This is a genomic window from Vibrio sp. 1078-1 (assembly GCF_033340475.1).
This window is the reverse complement of the sequence record NZ_JAWOWM010000002.1, coordinates 500,174-521,637: the sequence shown is the minus strand read 5'-3', so window position 1 is coordinate 521,637 and position 21,464 is coordinate 500,174. Positions and strand designations below refer to the sequence as shown.

Sequence of the window (21,464 nt, the reverse complement as noted above, 5' to 3'; positions counted from 1 at the left end):
ATGAAACAACGAACTTTAAGTATGGTCGACGAATATGACTGTTCAAATGAAACTAGAAAAAACATGGCCCTAAATGGCTCTAATGAGATATTGAACCAAAAACATACCTCATGTATGCGAGAAAGAGCCATTGGGGTAAACTACTTCTGGCGTAATCCATCCACTGGAAATTGATTGAAATTCCCCTTGCTACAATCGGGCTCATATCCAAATGGAGCAGGGAAAGGAATCGTATCGCAGCTTGTTGAAACGGAAGATTCAAACTTTACTCTCTTTCCTATCATGATAGGAAATAACCATGTGGCATTATTTCTTAAATCAAACTCCTCTTTAGGGTCATCAATCAAATTGTATATTTCAGGGATCTGTAATGGGCGCCCTTTCTCCGGCATGATATCTTGATCAATAAAGTGCATCTTGTAATTTTCCCACTTATAAGCGTAGGTTTCAGATCCATTGTTAACGATGAAACCATCTCGATTAGACTTTTCACTATCTCCCTTTAAAAAGGCCCACTGATCAATACTATCTATTGTTCTATCGCTTGGTAATTTGTATCCACCGACATGAGAAAGTGAGGCAAATAGATCCACAACATGGATAATTTCATCACTCACTCTGCCCGGTTTGATGTGGTTAGGCCAAGAGGCAATAAATGGTGTTCGGAGAGAGCCTTCAAGAGCCGTAAAGTACGCACCACGCCATGGTCCGCTAGAGCCTTGGTATGGCATATGCCACTCTGGACCGTTGTCAGAAAACCAAATCACTAGTGTATTGTCTTTAATTCCTGCTTTTTCTATTGCACCAATAACTTGCCCAGCTCGAAAATCTATCTCAGCTAACACATCTGAGTAATTTCCTTTGCCTGTTTTACCAATAAAATCAGGATGAGGTAGCGTCGGTAAATGTGGTTGAGTAAAAGTAATTACAGAGAAAAATGGCTTATTCTCTTTCACATTTCGATTTATAAAATCTGTGGCATGTTCAACTAGCTCACTGTCAATCGTTCTACGTGAGTCCAAATTATATTCTTTGACCCCTTTAGGATCCTGCCCTGCTCTAGCTGAAAGGATTTGAGGTTTAGGTAATATAGCTTTATAACCGGGTTGAGAGCTATATTCTGACTCATCCGTCGTATTTGCAATGCCATACCATTCATCAAAGCCTTGATCCGTTGGAAAGCGCCCTTTTTGGTCTCCCAAATGCCATTTCCCGTAAAGGCTCGTGTTATATCCTTGTTCCTTAAACTTCTCTGCAATGGTTATCTCCCAGTTCACCATACCGTAAGGCACTCCCCAAACAACCTTATCTGTCCCAGATCTAAGCGCTCGCCTCCCCGTCATGAATGAGGAGCGAGTTGGCGTGCATTGCGGTTCCACATTAAAATTAGTAAGGCGTACACCTTCTCTAGCAAGTTGATCTAAGTTTTTAGTTTCAACACCTCTGGTACTCCCATAGGAACTTAGTTCCCCCCACCCAAGGTTATCAACCAACATTACCACGACATTTGGTGTCTCTTCCGCAACCACTTCTAACGGGATACATAGAAACAGGATAGTTGCTAGTTTATTTTTCATAGTGTCGCCTTTCATTGAAATTCAATCCTGTAAGTGCGTCTTATCACACTTAAAACACACTAAAGTCTAGTCCATGTTAGTTAACATTTTTGAAAAACAGGGATTACTTGGAAGCAACAAAAAACCTCTACTATATTCAACTGACTACATTGTCTCATTTGGTGTCATCTCACTCGACTTCGCCATGATGAACACAATTAGTAACGTTATATAACGATAATGGATTCATTTATCGCGGAGGATTTTCATGCGAAACTCGATTAAAAAGGTAATGGCATTGGTCGGTACATTAGCTGCGTCCACAGCCTTTGCTGCCGATAAGCCCAACATCCTTGTGTTCTGGGGTGACGATGTAGGTGTATACAACATTAGTGCATATCACAATGGTATGATGGGAGGGAAGACTCCTAACATTGATAAAATCGCCAATGAAGGTGCCATTTTCACAGACGCTTACGCACAACAGAGTTGTACTGCCGGACGAGCCTCATTTATTCTGGGTCAACATCCGTTTCGTACCGGTCTATTGACTATTGGTATGCCCGGCGCAAAAGAGGGTATTCAATCGAAAGATCCTACTATCGCAGAGTTACTTAAAAATCACGGCTATGTGTCTGGTCAGTTTGGTAAAAACCACCTTGGTGATCAAGATGAGCACCTACCAACTAACCATGGGTTTGATGAGTTCTTTGGTAACCTATACCATTTAAACGCGGAAGAAGAGCCTGAGTCTGAGTTTTATCCAAAAGATCCAGAGTTTCGTAAAAAATTCGGACCTCGAGGCGTGTTGAAGGCGACTGCGGATGGCAAAATCGAGGACACAGGTCCCCTTACTCGTAAGCGTATGGAAAACGTAGACCGAGAGTTCATGGATGCTAGCTTGGCCTTTATGGAAAAAGCAGTAAAAGAAGACAAACCATTCTTTATTTGGCATAACTCAACCCGTATGCACGTCTGGACACATTTGAGTGAAGAATATCAAGGGAAGTCAGGTTACGGCTTATACGCCGATGGCATGATGGACCTAGATGATCAAGTAGGTGTCATGCTTGATAAACTTGAAGAGCTAGGCGTAGCAGATAACACCATTGTTGTTTTTAGTACTGATAATGGCGCTGAGAAATTTACCTGGCCAGATGGTGGTACTACACCGTTCAAGGGCGAAAAAGGTACGACTTGGGAAGGCGGATTCCGCGTTCCGATGATGGTACGCTGGCCTGGAAACATTAAACCAGGAACGGTTATCAACGATATCTTTTCACAAGAAGACTGGATGCCAACTCTACTCGCAGCTGTGGGCGAACCTGATGTGAAAGAAAAACTATTGAAGGGTCATAAAGCAGCGGGCAAAACCTTTAAAGCACATTTAGATGGCTACAACCAACTTGATCTGCTGACTGGTAAAGCTGATGAAGGCGCACGCAAAGAAATCTTTTACTTCGATGCTGGTGGTAATTTAAACGCCGTTCGTTATAAAGACTGGAAGATCCACTTCAGTATTATGGAGGGTGCCATTAATGAGGCATACCGCAAAACACCTAGTTGGCCTTTGATTGTAAACCTTCGTATGGATCCATTTGAGGTCGGTCCAGATGCAGCACTTTACGTCAGACATTTTTACGCTGATCAAATGTGGATGTTCGTTCCTGCTCAAGCTATCGTGCGTAAGTTCCTAGAGACATTTAAGGAGTTCCCTGCAACGAAAGGTAGCTCGTTAAGTATTGAAAAAGTGGTAGAAACAATGACACAGCAACCTAGAAACTAGACCCTAGGTATCGAAGCTATTGTGGAATTAACTAAGGCCTCAATTGTGAGGCCTTTTATTTCGTTGCAATTGTTTGGTTGCAGCAAGTTATGGTCAAACAAAGATTATCATTTAGTGCTCTCTTTAAACACTTGATTCCAATCTTGTTTCATATCGACAAATAGCCAACCTTGCTCTTCACCTACTTTAAACGATTTATCTAACTTACCAACATGCGAATCTTTATCATACGCCCATTCACGCTTGTCATCCGTGTGATGGATAATCGCAGAAAATCTTGGACCTGAACCTGCTTTCGTCCACTCTAACATCTGTAAATCACCATCAGAATTACCAAACGCCATTACCGGACGTTTGCCAATGAAGTTTTGAATCGTCACAGGCTTTACTGCTTTGTCATTGACAAAGTCTATTTCCGGCATGCGTTGGATGGTAGGTTTTCCATCAACACTTTGATATTCCGCCTTTAACGTCGTTCCCACGATGTTTTGCGTTGGAATGCCGTATACTTCCGGCGCCCAAACGCGCATAAATTCAATTCCGCCTCCAGAAACGATGTAGGTCTGATAGTCGTTCGCTCTTAAATAGTCGAGCAGTTCGAGCATAGGTTGATAGACCATTTCAGTGTATGGTCTACCCGTTGTTGGATGGACAGCCGTTTTCAACCATTCCTTAACTTCTTGATGAAACTGTTCAGTAGACATTCCAGAATGGGTTGCCATAACAAGCTTCATTACACCTTCGAGTCCTTGTTTACCAATCCCCTCCATGTCACCTTTTAATGCGGAAGCAAAGGGTTCGGTTGTCTTCCAATCAGGATGCTCAGAGGCCATTTCTTTTACTCTATCGATCGCAAAAAACAACTGTAGATAAACAGGCTTTTCTGCCCAAAGTGTTCCATCATTATCAAACGTCGCGATTCGTTGGCTTTCAGGAACATAGGAATCCGAACCTTGGGTCGTTGTTTTCGTAACAAACGCCACAATAGCTTGCTTAGCGTCAGTGTTGTTCCATGACGGAAGTGGATCTTGCATATCAGCAGCAACAGCGTAACTAGACAGAGCAAAACCTGTTGCTAAGACAATCGCCTTTAACTTTATAGCCATCTTAATTCCTTATATTGAGGTGCTAGGTGCGAATCCAATCAAAAGTATAGTTCAATTGAAACAGGCGCATATTGAACTGAAATATGCAACGGCTACCAAAAAGTGACAATGTCACCAATCTAGTCCACTATTTTATTAAAATAGAAACATGGAATTTAACGATTAGAGTTTAAATTCATTGGCTTCAACTGATGTAGGGGCACTTTTACGTCCCTTTTTCTGATTGAGCTCTTCAATAACATAGTCGGGAGCGACCTTCGTTAGCTCTGTTAAACAGTCATCCGTTTTAGGGTTGCCGTATCTAACATAGATGTCACACACGGCATACAATTGTTCTGGAGCACCGGATATCAAATACGCTTGCTCAAAAGCGTTGACAGACTTCTTCAAGTCTAACTCTTCTTGCAGAACACCATTTAAGTACCAAAAGTAACTGTTCGTCTTTGCCATCGTCGCAGCTTTGTCTATTTCAAACGCCGCTTCTTTCTTTTTGTCTAATCTAACCAAAGCGAGAGATTTAGAATAATGCAGCGAGGCATCTTCTGAATTTAGCTTGATACCCTCGTCAAGCACGTTGATAGCTTTTTGGTCTAGCTGTTGCGCTCGGAAGTTGTCTGCGTAGCTTAACCAAACTTGAGGGTTGTTTGGCTCAAGCTTAGTTAACTCTGGGTATATCAGCGCCGCTTTATCCCAATCACGATGCCAACGGTAAACGTCTGCAAGTAATAACTTGGAAACATTATCGTTCTTACTGGACAAGTGTGCTGTCAGCTCTGAAACAGGCCCTTCAAGTGACTGCTGTTGCTCTGAACTCAAATTGGCGTAATCTCGAACGAGGTTAATCGCTGCTGTAATTCGCACCATGGCGGCGTCATCACTCAATAATGGTGAAATCAAACGCCAACGGTGCTCAATCATATATGGCTGTGCTCCCACAATCGCAGCTTCGCGAATACCTGCATCTTCATCCTGCAACCCACGCGCAACTGCAACCAATGCATTTTGGCTTGGATAGTTGGCTAACTCACGTAAAGCATCAATACGTTTTTCTGAAGACAACTTTTTATTTTGCGAATCATAAGACAGCTTTTCGACTCGTTGCGCCGGTGTCATTTTCGCTTCTTGTGGAGTGACAACCGTTGTCGGCGATACTTGATCTGGGTCTAGCAATGTTGTTTCTTGTGCCACTGCTGCTTGACTCGCAGCAATGCCGATCGAGATCACGAGTAATGATTTAGAGAGCAGCTTAATTTTTTGCATTCAATAACCTATATTCTTTCATTTCCGGGCCTGTAGCAGGCGTAGTGACTATCTTAAAACTTCGTTTCAAACACAGTCTGTGTTTGAGTAGCTTGCTGGCGTAGAATCTGTTCACTGTATTTACCGTGAACAACTGGGTTACCTGTCGCTCGTAAGATGTACGCCATCGACTGATCAACATGGGTAAAAAACTTCTTCCAACCCGCGCAGAGATAATTAAGACCAGGCTCACCTTGCCTAGTACGGATAAAACGGTTTTTGGGACATTCTCCAAAACATGCAAATTGATAATCACATTGAAGGCACTGTTGGGGCAGCGTACGACTTTTAGCAAACCCAAATTTCTGCTGCTCAGAGCTATAAGCGAGCGTATCGAGCTTTTCGTGATGAATGTTTCCAACCTTATATTCTGGGTACACGTAATGATCACACGCAAACACATCACCATTAGGCTCCATTGCTAAGCCCTTCCCGCAGATTTCACCTAACGTACACAGTGGGTTTTTTCTGCCCATCCAGGTTTCGATACTGGCTTCAAAGTACTGCACAAACACGTTGCCGATATCGTGTAAAACCCATTCATTGAAAATCGCGATCAGAAAATTTCCCCATGCTTCATCCGCAACGCAAAAAGGCTCAACAACGGCATCTTTATGACCTGGGATCAACCGTTTATCTCCTTGCTTTAGTTGCTCGTTTGGCTCCCAAGTTTGAGGGGCGGTTGTTCTGAATGTTTTCTGCTCAACTATTGGAATAAACTGCATTTGAGGGGAGCGTACTTCATCTCGCAAGAATCGGTACACTTCAAGTGGGTTACGGCTGGTCAAGTTGTTAACACAAGTGAGCGTAGCAAACTTTACTTCGTGCTTATGTAATAGTTCAACCGCATTCATGACTTGCCGGAATGTGCCTCTACCAGCTCGGTTTGTTCGATAAGCGTTATGCATCATTTCTGGACCATCAATGCTTAAACCGACGAGAAAGTTTTTCGCCTTTAAAAACTCACACCATTCATCGTTAAGCAGTGTGCCATTAGTCTGGAGATCATTGGAGATCGTAATGCCATCGGGACGGTATTTATTCTGTAGCTCAACAATTGTCTTGAAATAATCCAAACCTAGCATTGTCGGCTCACCACCCTGCCAAGAGAAAATAATTTCAGGTGTATTTTGTCCCGCTATATATTGACGGATATAGGTCTCTAGCGTTTCCTCATCCATGACTGGTGAGCAGCCTGGCTTGTACTCAAGTAAATCTTGTTTGCTTAGGTAATAACAATAGGTGCAATCGATATTGCACACTGCACCGATAGGTTTCGCCATGACATGTAATCGCTTGGATGCTTTTCCATTGAACTGCGGACCTTGAGTTATGTGCATTCATCACCTTCTTAGTTGCTAGCCTGTGCCCAACGGCGTTAAGACTAATCATTAAGTTAATCGCCTAGTGTGATGATAATGTTCAATTATTCGTGGCGCTTGTTATAGTGTGTATAACTGTTTTTCATAGACTTGCCTGATAAAATTCTTTGATCATAAATGTTGATGGAGCTCCCCTATGAAGCATTCCAAAAGTAATACTCTTTACCTTGGTGCCGCTATTTCGATTTCGCTAATTATGACTGGATGTGCAACAACACAACCTAGCCCTCTTGCTCAAAAAATCGATCAAGATATGGTTCTTATTGAAGGTGGACAATTTATGATGGGCTCGGATAATCCATCAGCAAATAAATCCGAGCACCCGGCTCGCACCGTTCGCGTGGATGATTTCTATTTGGCAAAATTTGAGGTAACCCAAGAGTTATTCGAATCGGTTACAGGCTCTTCTCTGAGTTATTTTAGAAACCCAAATACGCCCGTGAATAACATTAGCTGGCAACAAGCCAATTATTTTATAAAGAAATTGAATGAAAAAACGGGAGAGCACTATCGTTTACCCACCGAAGCAGAATGGGAGTTTGCAGCGAAAGGGGGGAATCTAAGTCAAGGATTCACTTACGCGGGGTCTGATGATATTAACGACGTTGCCTGGTATGCCAGTAACTCAAACAATAAGGCACACAAGGTAGGTCAGAAAAAACCGAATGAGCTTGGCTTATACGATATGACGGGTAATGTTGGTGAGTTTGTTATTGATGCGTTTGATGAAGGCTATTACAAATCAGCACCAAGTGATAATCCGGTAAACGCAAAAGATGAAAAAGAAAGCCTTGCACACAAGTCTGTACGAGGTGGTAGCTTTGCCTATAATGCTGACGAATCCGAAAACTATCGTCGCGATTTTGCTAGCCAGTCAGTCATCATGTCCGACATGGGGCTGAGATTAGCGAAAGACGCTGATTAAACTAAGCAAGAAAAAAGTGGAGCGATAAAAGCTCCACTTTTGGTAATTAGCTCCTATTGACCCCGACAATAGAGGCTTTAAGCTGATCAATAGCTTGTTTAGGTGCATATTGACTAAGCTCTTGTATGCACCTATCGAAAGCAAAAGCGACAGCACCTTTTTTATGATTTCTCGCTAGAACCTCGCATTGAGCATACAAGTGCTGTGGATTGCCACCGACTTCAAATGCTGTTTGCAACGCTTTACTAGCTTCTAGAACATCGCTTTTTTCTAGAGCTAGACCGTACACGTACCAATAATGAGCATTAGTTTCACCAATTTCTGCGGCGCGTCTAAGTAGCTTTTTCGCATCATCAGCTTTGCCTTGACGCAACAAAGAAAGACCTGCGCTGTATGGTAACGTGCTGGATTTAGGTTGAGCTTTCATCCCTTGTTGTAGCACCGTGAGCGCAGCTTCTTCTTTACCTAGGTGACGATACAAATCTGCTAGGTTAACGTAGCTATTTTCGAAATAGGGTTCGATGCTGATCGCTTGTTTATACAGCTCGGCCGCTTTGTCGATTTCACCTAAGCTGCGGTACACATTCGCCAAATTGGTTCTTCCGAAACCACGATCGGCATTAAACTCTTGAATTTCCATGTACTCTTCTAAGGGCAATTTAATGATATCTTTTTGTAAAGGGGTCATTTGTTCGTAGTTCGCTACCAGCACCGAGGCAGCTTCCGCTCTCACTGAAAGCACCGGGTCACCAAGCAATGGCTCTAGAATCCGCCACCGATCATGAAATTCATAACCAGACGAGCCTGAAATTGCCCCTAATCGAACCATTTCATTCTCATTCTTAACGGCCCTAGCCAAAGATACTGTTGTATTTTGGTCAGTGTTGCCCCCCATTCTCTCCAGGGCTGAGGCGCGAATAATGTCTTTTAAAGACGAATCCTGAGCAGAGTATGCCAACGCATTTGCTGCTTCTTGATGACCAATTGAATCCGCATAAAATGCGACAGCAAAATGTTGTTGATTACGATACTTCGAATTCGGGTACCATTCTGCTATCTGTTCATCGGCCCATTGATTGCTTTTATCTTCATGGCATGACATGCAAACATTGGGCGTTCCAATGTGTTTGCTCAAATCCGGTCGTGGAATATGCCAACTGTGGTCTCTACGAGGATCGACTTGCATGTAAGTCGTTTCTGGCATGTGACAAGCCGTACATTGCGATGCTTCAGATCCAGCCTTATGAAAGGTATGCTTTTCAGGTGTATATTCCGATGCAATATGGCATTGCGAACATACTGCCTCTTCTGGGATCGTTAACTCTGCCGTGTGTGGATCATGGCAATTAGTGCACGTGACCCCCTTCTCCGCCATTTCAGATTGAAGAAACGAACCATAAACATAATCTTCGTCGTAAATCTGTCCATCATGATAGTAGAGTTCAGGTGTTATAAGACTTAAGCGATATTTATCAAAAAAAGAACCTTTAACATGATCACCTGTTTCATTTAACTGGGTTCGGCGACTATGGCATTGAGCGCATGTTTGCACTTGATTGGTTGCTTCAATTGATTTCGGCTGTAACGTACTATGGCCTTCCTCAAACACCCAATCCGACACTGCTTTAGACAAATTTCGATCAAAGCCATAATGGCTGTCATGCTCAAAAGAAGTGCCAGCATTTTTGTATTTCTTGGCCAGTTCTATGTGCTGACTAGCGGGACCATGGCATGCTTCGCATCCCACATTAATCTCTGACCATGAGCTGTTGTAAGTGTTTTTGTCAGCGTCGTAATTCTTCTTTAGGTTCGTTGAATGGCAATCAGCACACATGAAGTTCCAATTTTGCCCGGTATTGGTCCAATAGAATTCATCCGTTGTTGTCGTTTCTGGATAAAGATGAAACCAACGCTGTCCCCCTTCAACTTTAGCTCTTGTGTCCCAAGCAAAAGGAATAAGCTGCACGCGGCCATCTTCAAACTCGACCATGTACTGCTGTAATGGCTCCCAGCCAAATGTATAGCTGATCTTATAGTCACGCCATTGCCCGTCAGCACCTTGAATATTAACCCAAAATTCGTCGCCTTTTTTAAAAAAACGATTAGGCATTCCTTTGTGCGTTACAACATGGTTATCAAAATCACCACGCACAGAGGTTGTACTTGCATGCTTCATGGCCATATCGTGATGTGACCCTTTCCAGGCCTCCACCTCGTTTTGGTGGCAATCTATACAAGCTTGTGTGCCAGCATATTCTGGATTTAAGCCTGAAGGAATATTTGGTTTCTCTGTTAATAACTCTTGAGAAAAAGCCATAAAACTGACAACAACGTTGACCAGCAATAAAATGCGAAACCGGCCTGCCCACTGACTCATAGATATCCTTATATTTATAATGTACAACCTAAATCAATATAGACACTAAATCACTGGTTATACAAATAATTACAAGCAATACATAACGACTTTAGTATTGCTTTAGGACCGTAAAACAAGCGAGCATCCTATTGTTTTTCATTTCCATCCCCTCTTCTACTACGCAATAAAAATAAGGCTCTTAAGTGATCTAAATCTACTTTACGAATCTCTACAAACTAACAGAACAATCCTATTTCTTTTTAATTAACAAATGGTTACAACCTAGCAATAACTTATGGTTATATCGAGTATAAGAGGATTTTTCTATATACATCATTAACTTATGCAGCAACTAAGCATAAGGCTCACTTGTGCTTATCTTTACTCTCAACAATCTGGAGTTTTTATGGCAAATCAATTGAGCAAAATCGCTGTAGGCGCAGGAATGTTAGCGGCGTCCAGTGCCGCTATGGCAGCCGACAAACCGAATATTCTGGCAATTTTTGGTGACGATATCGGCTACTGGAATATCAGCGCATACAACCAAGGTATGATGAGTTACAAAACGCCAAACATCGACCGTATAGCGAATGAAGGCGCGTTGTTCACAGATCACTACGGACAACAGTCTTGTACTGCTGGTCGCGCGGCCTTTATTACAGGTGAAGAGCCATTTCGTACGGGTTTGTTAACAATTGGTATGCCAGGCTCTGACCACGGTATACCTGATTGGGCGCCAACCATTGCAGATCTGTTAAAAGAACAAGGTTACATGACGGGTCAATTTGGTAAAAACCACTTAGGTGACCAAGATAAGCACTTACCGACCAAACACGGCTTTGACGAATTCTTCGGTAACTTATATCACCTAAACGCAGAAGAAGAGCCTGAAACTTATTACTACCCTAAAGACCCAGAGTTTCGTAAAAACTATGGCCCTCGTGGTGTCATTAAGTCTTATGCCGACGGTAAGATTGAAGACACTGGCCCGATGACACGAAAACGTATGGAGCACGCAGATGAAGAGTTCCTAGAGAGCTCTTTGGCATTTATGGAAAAAGCAGTTAAGGCGGATAAACCCTTCTTTATTTGGCATAACGCCACTCGTATGCACGTTTGGACTCGCTTGCAGGAAAAATACCAAGGTAAATCAGGTGTAAGCATTTATGCCGATGGTATGCTGGAACATGATGATCATGTAGGTGTTTTACTCGACAAGCTGGATGAGCTAGGTGTTGCAGACAACACTATCGTTATCTACTCAACGGACAACGGCGCAGAAACCATGACTTGGCCAGATGGTGGCGCAACACCATTCCATGGTGAAAAAGGTACAACTTGGGAAGGCGGTATGCGTGTTCCTCAACTGGTTCGTTGGCCAGGCGTCATTAAGCCAGGAACCAAGATCAATGAAATGATGGCACACCAAGACTGGTTGCCTACATTATTGGCAGCTGCTGGCGTACCTGATGTAAAAGAAAAACTGGCAGAAGGCTACAAAGCAAATGGCAAAGAATGGCGTGTGCATTTAGATGGTTACAACTTCATGCCATACTTTGAAGGTAAGGAAGAAAAAGGCCCTCGTGAGTCGCTGCTTTACTTTACGTCTAATGGTGAATTAAACGCTGTCCGCTGGAATGACTGGAAACTTCACTTTGCAACGCTTGAAGGGAACCTAAGTAACGCAGTTCGTTTTGCTCCGAACTGGCCTAAAATCATCCACCTACGCGCTGACCCATTCGAAAAAGGCCCAAGCGAATCACAAATGTACTTGCGTTGGATGGCTGACAACATGTGGCTATTTGTACCTGTACAAGACGTTGTGGGAGAGTTCTTTAAAACACTTCCAGAATACCCAATGCAACGTGGCACAGCGATGAACCCTGCTTCACTAAACTACGACTCTCTAAAAATGCAAGAGAAGCTGCAACAACTAGACAAAGTTGAACAAGAAATCAGCAAGTTTAAGTAAACTAAGTTAACGTTAGTTAATCAGTAACATAAGCCAGCAGACCATTCTGCTGGCTTATGTGTATCGCCACATAGGAACTTACTTAAATCGCCTGTTTAGCCTATACAAAGTGGGCATTGTGAGTACAAACTGAAAAACAAAAAAAGGAGAGCTAACCTGCTCTCCTTTGTATTTTAACCGTGGATAAACTAAGCCACATTAACCGATTTAGCTAAACTGCTACTTTGGAAAAACTCATCATGCAATGCGCAAATCGCGTGCTGGTATTCCTTATCACCGACAACAAATTGAACATTTACATTTCTCAATGATGAGTGCAGTGCAACTGGCGTAACGCCATTATTCATCAATGCAAGCACACCTTTCGCCAACGTCTTATTGGTATCAATTTGAGAACCGATGGCTGAGATAAGCGCGACCATACGGCCTTTAATCGAGGCATTCGGATAACGTTTCTCTGCTTTGTACAATACTTTGTTTAAGCTATCAGTACTGCCACCTAGATAGTAAGTAATAGAGTTCGCGTTCATCTCTTTACCAACCAAACTTACACGAGCATCGGAGATGATTTCCATCAATTCGTAACTAACGTTATCGGCTTTTCCTACCATTGCTTGGTCAAACAAATGCAGTGCAAATACTTTTTCTTTACCTGCGATGATCTCGACTTTGTCTTCTTCCGGACGATAGCTTGAAGAGATCAAAGTACCTTCGTGTTCAGGTTCGAATGTATTTTTAATCTGTAGCTCAATACCACTTTCACGCAAACCCGCAGCGGCATTTGGGTGAATCGCTTCCATGCCAAGGTTGGCAAGTTGGTCTGCTACGTCATAGTTTGTACTACCAATTGGTAATACTTTTTCAGGGCCAACAACGCGTGGGTCCGCTGAGCTCAAGTGGTACTCTTTGTGAATTACTGCTAAATCCGCTTTTGTTATTGCTGCAATTCGGCTAAATGTCATCTCACTATAACCTCGGTCATAAGTGTGCATTAGGCCCTCTTTACAGTAAGCATAACCTGTCACGATTGGCAGTTCTTTTGATACATCGATATCAGCAAACGCGTCACTGATCGACTCATCAAGGCTTCTTGGCGCTTGATTATCCCAACCAGACAGGTCAACGAACTTAGCGTTAATACCCATATTTTTTAGTTTTAGTGCTGTGTTGTAAGCACTATGTGCCTCACCGATAGACGAGAGAAACTCTCGAATTTGAGGCAAGTACTGGCGCAACGAAAATTGACCGTACTGACAGGTTTCTAAAATATTCGCGATACAGTTTTTCGCTTCAGCAATACGGGAGCGAATGAATTTATCCGCACGGATACGATTCATTGGGTCCGCAAAAATATTTTCATTGGTCAGCAACATACGGCTTTCAACGTACGCTAACGCTTCTTCCCATTTGTCGTCGCGTTTCGCGATAAGCTGATAAACGCCTGGTTTACTGGTTTTTTTACACTCGAGCAGCGCATCGGTCATACCACCGTATGCAGATACGACAAAAATACGATTGTATGGTGTTTTGGGACGAAGAATAATATTGTCGAGAACAGCATCAAATGCTGTCATTGATGTACCGCCGATTTTTTCTACGGTAAATGTCATGATAAGCCTTTTTTGATTGGTAACTTTAAAAAGAAAAAAGAAGAGATAGTAAAGTGTGGGGTGGCAAAGCACCCCACCATCATCTTTTAGTCAACGAGAGGATAAACACCGTTTTCATCGTGCACTTCAGCGCCAGTAATCGGTGGGTTAAACACGCACGCCATTACCATTTCTTTATTCTTATAAGCTCTCAAGTAGTGCTCATCGTGTTTATCAAGGATGTATAATGTACCTGGTTTGATTGGGTACGTTTCTCCACCTACAACTTCAATCTCACCTTCACCACTCATACAAAACACCGATTCAAGGTGGTTTTGATAGTGAATATGAGTTTCTGTATCTTCATAAATCGTTGTGATGTGGAAAGAGAAACCCATGTTGTCGTCTTTCAACAACATGCGGACACTTTCCCAGTTATCTGAAACAACACGTCGTTCGCTGTTGCGGCATTCATCTAGAGTTCTGACGATCATAATTAAAATCCTTATTAAGATGCTTGTTTGAAATGTTTCGCAGCGATAGTCTCTACTGCATTTTCAAAGATGCTTAGTCCTTGATCTAGCTCTGATTCGCTGATGGTTAGTGGACAGAAGAACTTCACAACTTCATCGTCTGGACCCGCTGTCTCTATCACCATTCCATTCTCGAAACAGTTTTTCGCAATTTCAGATGCCATGTCACCATTGATACATTCAATACCAACCATCATGCCGCGGCCTTTTTTCTGCACAAACATTTGTGGAAAGCGACGAACACAACGGTCAATAACTGCACTCACCTTGTCTGAACACTGCTTGATGTGTGTTTCAAAATCATCGTTTGCCCAGTAAATTTCTAGTGCTTTTGCAGCAGTAATAAAGGCGTGATTATTGCCACGGAACGTACCGTTATGCTCGCCTGGCTTCCACTGGTCAAGCTCAGGCTTAAGTAATACGACAGCCATCGGCAAACCGTAACCACCGATCGACTTCGATAGCGTCACGATATCCGGTTGGATACCAGACGGCTCGAAACTAAAGAAAGTACCGGTACGTCCACAACCTGCTTGAATGTCATCGACAATCACAAGAATGTCATTGGCTTTACAGATTTTGCTCAAACGTTGTAACCACTCGTTTGAAGCAGCATTTAAACCACCTTCACCCTGCACAGTTTCAAGAAGTACAGCAGCTGGTTTATCCATACCTGCAGAGTTATCATTTAGCATGGTTTCGAACAGCGCGAGACCATCTACGCCAGCGTAACCTTCAAATGGAATACGAGTGACGTTACTTAGGCTAGAGCCGTTACCTTGTCTGTGGTGCTGGTTACCCGTTGCAGCCAGTGCGCCAGCAGTACAACCATGGAAACCGTTAGTAAACGCAACGACGCTGTCGCGGCCTTTTACTTTTTTAGCCAGCTTCAATGCCGCCTCAACAGCGTTAGTACCTGTTGGGCCCGTAAACTGAACCTTGTAATCCAAGTTTCTTGGTTTAAGGATGTAAGTATCCAACGCTTCCAGAAACGATGCTTTCGCTTCTGAGTGCATATCCAAACCGTGAGTAATACCGTCCATTTCAATGTACTCAAGCAACGCTTGTTTTAGTACTGGATTGTTATGGCCGTAATTTAGAGATCCCGCTCCAGCAAGGAAGTCTAAGTATCGTTCACCTTGTTCTGTTTCTAGCCAGCAGCCTTTCGCTTTACGAAAAACGACCGGGAAATTGTTTGAATATGAGCGTACGTTGGATTCCTGCTTTTTGAAAATATCCATGATGAGACCGTTTTTAATTCCTATTGTTTGAGGATTATTTGAGAGGAATGCGATACAAATATTCTGTATCGTGTTTGCCTTTAAAGTGGGCTTCTTCATCCAAAAATGTGCTTACTTGGCCAGAATTGCCGTTCATCGCATCTAACTTTTTGAACAGTGCCCAAGAGGCTTTATTATCTTCCGTGATGGTAGTTTCTACCGATTTAACACCGCCTAATTCCTCTCGGGTGAGAAGTTCTTTCAACATGCGGAATGCTAAACCATGACCTCTAAAGCGAGGTGAGACTGCAACTTGCCAGACAAATAAAACGTCTTGCTCGTCTGGTTTCTGATAACCGGAAATGAAACCTGCGATTTCGCCTTTTTGCTCAACCAAAATACTGGTTTTGCTGAAATGCGTAGACTGTAGGAAATTGCAATAAGATGAGTTCATGTCCAATGGAGGACAGTCTGCAATCAAGCTGTAAATGTCGTCACCATCAGAGATTTTAGGCTCACGAAAAATCCATTTTTTACTTGAGTCTTCTCCAATCTCTGGATAAAGGACCCAAGGTGCTGATGTGATCATGTGAAAATACATATCCTTTGAGGTCTAATTAAATTTCCTTTTTATTATGGCCATCCCTCGCGACTAAAAATCAAATAATCCGCCTTTTTATCGGTATTTTTGTGATACAGATCACAAAAATAAACCTATTAACCAAAAATTAAAATAGTTCGAGGTCTAATTTATTAAATAGTCACCTAAATGCACAGTACAAAAAACAACCAGAATAAGACCATTTTCCATGCTGTTCATTTCTCAGAGAAAAATAGAAATCCAAAAAAAAGCGGCATGCTTTCGCATACCGCTTTTATCAATAATTTAACTGCTGATACTAGTTATTTTGATTTCTTAGAAACCGCCTTTGGACGAGGTTCATCCATCAAACCTTTTATCAAAGATACCGTTGCAACAAGCAAAACAATAGTAAATGGTAAACCAGTCGTCACCGCCATTGCTTGAGCAGCAGCTAGACCACCACCCAACATCAATGCAATCGCAACCAGACCTTCAAACGTACACCAGAACACGCGTTGTGGCGTTGGTGCATCGACCTTACCGCCCGCAGCAATAGTATCAATAACCAGTGATCCTGAGTCAGAAGAGGTAATGAAGAACACCACGACTAAGATAATGCCGACAAAAGATGTTATCTCAGCCAATGGCATAACATCTAACATGGCAAAAAGTTTTAAAGGCAGTTCTGCGTTAAACACCGCCTCGTAGCCATCATTAACGTATTGGCTAATTGCGTTACCGCCAAAAGCCGTCATCCATAACACACAAACTGAAGATGGGATAAGAATAACGCAAATAATAAACTCACGAACTGAACGACCGCGAGACACACGTGCGATGAACATACCCACAAATGGTGACCAAGAAATCCACCACGCCCAGTAAAACGCCGTCCAGCCTTGAGAGTAATTCACATCCTCTCGTCCAAATGGCATAGATAAGGCAGGGATATTAGCCACATAGGAAACGATGTTCTCGAAGAAACCAGTTAAAATCGCAATCGTCGGGCCAACAACAATAACAAATAGCAATAGCAGTGCTGCAAGACCCATATTGATTTCAGATAAGATTTTCACGCCCTTATCGAGTCCAGCCACAACAGAGATTAAAGCGAGCGCAGTAATACCAATAATCAATATAACCTGCGTCGTATTGGTCATTGGGACATCAAACAGGAAGTTCAAACCCGTTGCGGCTTGAGATGCACCGTAGCCTAGCGATGTTGCTAAACCAAAAACCGTCGCTACCACTGCAAGAATATCGATAATATGACCAGTCCAACCCCATACACGCTCACCAAACAAAGGGTAAAAAATTGAGCGCATGGTGAGTGGCAAACCTTTGTTAAATGAAAAGATAGCCAGCCCAAGAGCCAAGAGCGCGTATATTGACCACGGATGAAGTGCCCAGTGGTAAATCGTCGCAGCCATCCCTAATGCCGAAGCTGCAGTTGCATCGCCCTCTGCACCACCTAGCGGTGCCCAGTCAGTACGTACACCATTCTCAACGCTCACGCCACCAATCGCAGAACTAAAATGGGACATCGGTTCTGATACACCGAAGAACACGAGACCAATGCCCATACCTGCAGCAAATAGCATTGCCAACCATCCGGCATAGGAGTAATCCGGTGTTGCTTCAGTACCACCGATTCGCACACGGCCCAATGGTGTGAAGATCAATCCGACACAGACAATGACAAAAATATTACCTGAAGCGAGAAAAAACCAGTCTAAATTGTGTAACAAACCCGCTCGTAGGTCTGCAAAAAACGGCTCTACCTGTTCTCGGAATAATAGTGTTATCACAACAAACATGACGATTGCTAAGCCAGAAATTGCAAAAACACGGTTGTGAATATCAAGGCCAAATGGGCCTACCTTTAGCGCAACGTTATCCTGACCAATTTGATAGTCAGTATCTATTGCGTTTACTTTTCCATCGGGGCGTTGAATGCCACCGTTATTATCGGTGCTCACGGATAATCTCCTTAAAAATACGTGACCAAGTTTAAATTACTTTCGTCGGAGTTCGAGTAATGAAACGTCTTCATCACTACCAAGCACATGTTCATAAAACATTGTTCTTATAAGCGGTTACTCAATCCGCCATCATAATCTTAAAGCCCCCTATCTCTCATTGCATTTTATTGTTTTCACCATAAATAACGCCTATTGCCAAACCGAAGATATTGGCATGTTTCGATTAAAGTGATACTGCAGTTGTGCTTGAAACAGCTCCGCAGTTGCTAACGCATCCGTCAGGGCATGGTGAGGTTGATAAGCAGGGAGGCCATATCTTTCACGAGCGTGCCCTAATCGTACAGAACCGGGTTTCTTGCCTTTCAACTTATTGATAAAACCTCTGCATTCACGGCGTTGTATCGCATACTCAATATCTAACGTATCAACAACAGGAAACTGTATCCCCTCTCCTATGCTATTTAGCAAGGCGTTATTAAAGAACTGCCTTTCAATGTTCTTGTAGTGAACAAGTACCACTTTGCCTGACAACGCATCCAATATTTCACCCAAGATCTGAGACAGCTGCGGCGCGTTTTTAACCTCAGAGTCAGTGATACCGTGAATAATGACAGACTCGTGGTTTAACTCTCTGTTTGGGTTAACGACCCAATGAGCAGAGCCATTACATTGAACACGATCAATAGTAAACGGGACAAGTCCGATCGTGAGAATGACATCCTCTTCCGAGTTCAATCCTGTTGTCTCAAAGTCTACCGAGACAAATGGCACTTGTTCAATTGGTGTTTCCCCATTAACCATCGGTGTCGAATAATAGCGTTTGAGCCTCTCGTCTTTCGCTTCTTTAGCGAGTTGCTTGAACAACATTGACCACTCTGGCGTCTGGGATGTATCCAACAACGGATGTTCTTTTTCTGCCTTTTTTGAGAACCACATCATTTGCTACTTCTCTGGTATCGAAACTTAATGAAGTTCTGTGCGTTACTTAGAATTTGAAATGCTGCTTTTAAGTTTCGACGTTCAAATTCAGACATGTTCTCCGGCTCAATATTGTTGTCTGGCTCTTCTCCATTTTCTATATCAAGGGCTTGGTGACGAATTCGAACCATGTAGATTAGCTCCATCGCATCCCTTAAATCCAAACCTCGACCTTTCGGTAAAATGCCAGCATCATTAATGTCATCTAAACGGTCGAAAGAGTTTTGCGATCGCGAACCGATTGCCAGAGAATGCACCCGTATTAAATCGGCCAACGGAGCCGTCCCCCTTCGCTTCAAGTTAATCGAGTTGCGATGACGACCATCTTTCTCCATCACAAAGTCTTTGAAAAAGCCCAGTGGAGGCGTCCTACGTATTGCGTTATACGCCATACAAGCAAGAAAGCGGTTATTTCTTTTCGCTCGTCTCACAATAAAGCTGCTTAATTGCTCCGCCCACTTCACTCGCCCATGCACACCGAGGAGATCAAAAAAGATATTACTATTTAACAATCTCTCAGGGGTTGGATTGTCTATCCAGTTTCCAAAGCATTCTTCCCATTCTGCACGAGTTTTTCGCCATTCTGGGTTGGTAGCCATAATGTCTCCAGTACAATAAGCATAGCCGCATGCCGCTAAACCATCACAAACAAATTTAGCAAACTTTTCAAAGTACTCTCCGTGAATCTCAACGTCATAACTGTTATCGAGAATAAGCGCGTTATCTTGATCCGTTACAATTAGCTGCTCATCCCTCGCCATTGAACCCATTGCGACTAAACAATAAGGAATGGGCGCTGGGCCGAACTCTTGCTCAGCTAATTCAGCGAGGCGTTGTTTGAAACTACTGCCTATAACCGACATGGCTCGACCAATCATGTGCGCGTTGGCATCTTCATTGACCATTCTTACGAAACAGTCTTTTACTTGTTCAGAAACCTGCTTGAGATCCTCGACACTGGTTTGCTGAAAAATAGAGCTCACTAGCAATAGGCTGTTCTGAGATTCGTAACGAACGATGTCCGTCATGCCAATAATTCCTATCGGCTTTTTATCTTTTAAAATTGGTAAATGATGCACGTTGTAACGCAACATGGTTAACATGGCCTCAAACACATAGGCGTTATAATCCAATGAAACCACGTCATAACTCATGACCTCACTCACTGGAATATTGGTATCAATACCCTGAGCTAGTACGCGAATGCAAAGATCGCGATCAGTCAATATTCCAAGCAGCTGTTCGTCATCTTCTTCTGTGAGCTCCTCTGTCGGGCGAATAATGAGCAGAGAGGTGACATTTTCCTCTGCCATTAGTATCGCAGCTTCCTGAATTGAAGCCGTTGCCTCCAGGGTTACTGGATCTCTTGCTAAGATTTTACGTGCCTTAGCGGTGGTAAAGTCATTGCTTTCGGAGCGGCTAGATATTGCGCTTCGCAAACGCGCGCTATCTTCCAGTTCCATGTAGTCCGCAAAGTTTTCAAACTCATCACAAAGTTCATTGAAGATGTTTTCCGGAATACAGTAAACGAGAGTGTCTTCTATCGCTTTGGCTGGCATCCGTACGCGGTTGTTCATCAACAACCCCATCTGACCAAACAGTCCACCAGCATCAATCCTGTTGTAAAGTTCACCTTTACGCCGATAAATCTCTACCGCCCCACTTCTCACCATATACAAGTCGCGGATCGTATCTCCGAAGTTAAGGATTTTTGTTCCTTGCCGAAAGTATGCAACCTCGGCATTGAGAGCAATTTTTCTAAGCTGCTCTTCAGGTAGGTCATCAAAAGGTGGGTACTGGCTAATGAAATTGAGCACTTCTAACTGTTCGGCTTCCATTTTTTATTCCATACGTTGCCTAAACTACAGCGATAAATATCACCCTGAGTGAAATCAAGCAATAAATAAATCTAAGGATAACAGTACCTAACCGATTTCACAGGACCAAGTCTTAATCAAAAATTAGAGCTCTAACCTTTTTATATGTAGAGTTCTAAGCTATCACAGCTTATATCTATGCAAGCGAGTTGAGTTGAAATGTACAAAAAAATTCAAAATAAATTCAACCCTACGTCAGGGCAACGTTATGGCGGATAAAAACACATCACAAGCAATTGTTTTAAATATAAAAAACAAGAATTGAACATACCTTGCTCAACGAACTCTCTATGCACGGCAGAACTAGTTAACCAACC

At 42.9% G+C, this 21,464-nt stretch carries 15 protein-coding genes; 3 read left to right on the top strand and 12 right to left on the bottom strand.

From position 1 onward, the window contains the following. Window positions 1–140 precede the first annotated feature (140 nt). Window positions 141–1,577 carry an arylsulfatase gene (locus R7190_RS06275; RefSeq protein WP_225478180.1) on the bottom strand — a complete coding sequence of 479 codons (1,437 nt, stop codon included), beginning with the start codon at window positions 1,575–1,577 and terminating at the stop codon, window positions 141–143. A gap of 247 nt (window positions 1,578–1,824) precedes the next feature. Between R7190_RS06275 and R7190_RS06270 the strand changes: the two genes are divergently transcribed. Continuing rightward, on the top strand, window positions 1,825–3,342 hold the full coding sequence (locus R7190_RS06270; protein WP_005377761.1) for an arylsulfatase: 1,518 nt from the start codon (window positions 1,825–1,827) through the stop codon (window positions 3,340–3,342). Between the two features lie 107 nt (window positions 3,343–3,449). On the opposite strand, the gene R7190_RS06265 is transcribed toward R7190_RS06270, so the two are convergent. The 3 genes from R7190_RS06265 to R7190_RS06255 form a co-directional block, all read right to left on the bottom strand. Then, window positions 3,450–4,448, bottom strand: a complete 999-nt coding sequence (locus R7190_RS06265; RefSeq protein ID WP_054579698.1) for an HAD family hydrolase — start codon at window positions 4,446–4,448, stop codon at window positions 3,450–3,452. A 162-nt stretch (window positions 4,449–4,610) separates the two neighbouring features. Next, complete coding sequence (locus R7190_RS06260; protein WP_186584297.1) at window positions 4,611–5,708, bottom strand: hypothetical protein; 1,098 nt, start codon at window positions 5,706–5,708, stop codon at window positions 4,611–4,613. Window positions 5,709–5,761: 53 nt separating this feature from the next. After that, window positions 5,762–7,087, bottom strand: a complete 1,326-nt coding sequence (locus R7190_RS06255; RefSeq protein WP_186584298.1) for an anaerobic sulfatase maturase — start codon at window positions 7,085–7,087, stop codon at window positions 5,762–5,764. A 238-nt stretch (window positions 7,088–7,325) separates the two neighbouring features. Here R7190_RS06255 and R7190_RS06250 point away from each other — a divergent pair, with 238 nt between their 5' ends. Continuing rightward, window positions 7,326–8,054, top strand: coding sequence for a formylglycine-generating enzyme family protein (locus tag R7190_RS06250; protein ID WP_372009301.1), 729 nt, complete (start codon window positions 7,326–7,328; stop codon window positions 8,052–8,054). A gap of 46 nt (window positions 8,055–8,100) precedes the next feature. Here R7190_RS06250 and R7190_RS06245 read toward each other — a convergent pair whose 3' ends face one another. After that, the gene (locus R7190_RS06245; RefSeq protein ID WP_186584299.1) at window positions 8,101–10,431 is read right to left on the bottom strand and encodes a tetratricopeptide repeat protein; all 2,331 of its coding nucleotides are present in this window, start codon (window positions 10,429–10,431) and stop codon (window positions 8,101–8,103) included. Window positions 10,432–10,819: 388 nt separating this feature from the next. Here R7190_RS06245 and R7190_RS06240 point away from each other — a divergent pair, with 388 nt between their 5' ends. Next, window positions 10,820–12,385, top strand: a complete 1,566-nt coding sequence (locus R7190_RS06240; protein WP_186584300.1) for an arylsulfatase — start codon at window positions 10,820–10,822, stop codon at window positions 12,383–12,385. Between the two features lie 188 nt (window positions 12,386–12,573). Here the strand turns inward: R7190_RS06240 and R7190_RS06235 are convergent, their stop codons facing one another. The 7 genes from R7190_RS06235 to R7190_RS06205 form a co-directional block, all read right to left on the bottom strand. After that, window positions 12,574–13,995 (bottom strand): aspartate kinase, encoded by a 1,422-nt coding sequence (locus tag R7190_RS06235; RefSeq protein ID WP_005377768.1) that lies wholly within the window; start codon window positions 13,993–13,995, stop codon window positions 12,574–12,576. A gap of 86 nt (window positions 13,996–14,081) precedes the next feature. Continuing rightward, the gene (locus tag R7190_RS06230; protein WP_005377769.1) at window positions 14,082–14,468 is read right to left on the bottom strand and encodes an ectoine synthase; all 387 of its coding nucleotides are present in this window, start codon (window positions 14,466–14,468) and stop codon (window positions 14,082–14,084) included. 14 nt (window positions 14,469–14,482) lie between these two features. Beyond that, on the bottom strand, window positions 14,483–15,748 hold the full coding sequence (ectB, locus tag R7190_RS06225) for a diaminobutyrate--2-oxoglutarate transaminase (protein ID WP_017820939.1): 1,266 nt from the start codon (window positions 15,746–15,748) through the stop codon (window positions 14,483–14,485). A 34-nt stretch (window positions 15,749–15,782) separates the two neighbouring features. Continuing rightward, window positions 15,783–16,316, bottom strand: a complete 534-nt coding sequence (gene ectA / locus R7190_RS06220; protein ID WP_005393379.1) for a diaminobutyrate acetyltransferase — start codon at window positions 16,314–16,316, stop codon at window positions 15,783–15,785. A gap of 314 nt (window positions 16,317–16,630) precedes the next feature. Continuing rightward, window positions 16,631–18,289 (bottom strand): BCCT family transporter, encoded by a 1,659-nt coding sequence (locus tag R7190_RS06215; RefSeq protein ID WP_005377772.1) that lies wholly within the window; start codon window positions 18,287–18,289, stop codon window positions 16,631–16,633. A 192-nt stretch (window positions 18,290–18,481) separates the two neighbouring features. Further along, entirely contained in the window at window positions 18,482–19,231 is a 750-nt protein-coding gene (locus tag R7190_RS06210) for a 3'-5' exonuclease (RefSeq protein ID WP_025766719.1), read from the bottom strand. Continuing rightward, window positions 19,228–21,108, bottom strand: coding sequence for a DUF294 nucleotidyltransferase-like domain-containing protein (locus R7190_RS06205; protein WP_005377775.1), 1,881 nt, complete (start codon window positions 21,106–21,108; stop codon window positions 19,228–19,230). Before R7190_RS06205 ends, R7190_RS06210 begins: the two co-directional genes overlap by 4 nt. Window positions 21,109–21,464: the final 356 nt, after the last annotated feature.

Bases quoted from the DNA above. Each gene is read 5' to 3' on its own strand.
- R7190_RS06255 (WP_186584298.1), bottom strand. From the start codon at position 7,087: ATGCACATAACTCAAGGTCCGCAGTTCAATGGAAAAGCATCCAAGCGA.
- R7190_RS06250 (WP_372009301.1), top strand. From the start codon at position 7,326: ATGACTGGATGTGCAACAACACAACCTAGCCCTCTTGCTCAAAAAATC.
- R7190_RS06260 (WP_186584297.1), bottom strand. From the start codon at position 5,708: ATGCAAAAAATTAAGCTGCTCTCTAAATCATTACTCGTGATCTCGATC.
- R7190_RS06245 (WP_186584299.1), bottom strand. From the start codon at position 10,431: ATGAGTCAGTGGGCAGGCCGGTTTCGCATTTTATTGCTGGTCAACGTT.
- R7190_RS06210 (WP_025766719.1), bottom strand. From the start codon at position 19,231: ATGATGTGGTTCTCAAAAAAGGCAGAAAAAGAACATCCGTTGTTGGAT.
- ectA (WP_005393379.1), bottom strand. From the start codon at position 16,316: ATGATCACATCAGCACCTTGGGTCCTTTATCCAGAGATTGGAGAAGAC.
- R7190_RS06230 (WP_005377769.1), bottom strand. From the start codon at position 14,468: ATGATCGTCAGAACTCTAGATGAATGCCGCAACAGCGAACGACGTGTT.
- ectB (WP_017820939.1), bottom strand. From the start codon at position 15,748: ATGGATATTTTCAAAAAGCAGGAATCCAACGTACGCTCATATTCAAAC.
- R7190_RS06275 (WP_225478180.1), bottom strand. From the start codon at position 1,577: ATGAAAAATAAACTAGCAACTATCCTGTTTCTATGTATCCCGTTAGAA.
- R7190_RS06265 (WP_054579698.1), bottom strand. From the start codon at position 4,448: ATGGCTATAAAGTTAAAGGCGATTGTCTTAGCAACAGGTTTTGCTCTG.
- R7190_RS06235 (WP_005377768.1), bottom strand. From the start codon at position 13,995: ATGACATTTACCGTAGAAAAAATCGGCGGTACATCAATGACAGCATTT.
- R7190_RS06205 (WP_005377775.1), bottom strand. From the start codon at position 21,108: ATGGAAGCCGAACAGTTAGAAGTGCTCAATTTCATTAGCCAGTACCCA.
- R7190_RS06270 (WP_005377761.1), top strand. From the start codon at position 1,825: ATGCGAAACTCGATTAAAAAGGTAATGGCATTGGTCGGTACATTAGCT.
- R7190_RS06240 (WP_186584300.1), top strand. From the start codon at position 10,820: ATGGCAAATCAATTGAGCAAAATCGCTGTAGGCGCAGGAATGTTAGCG.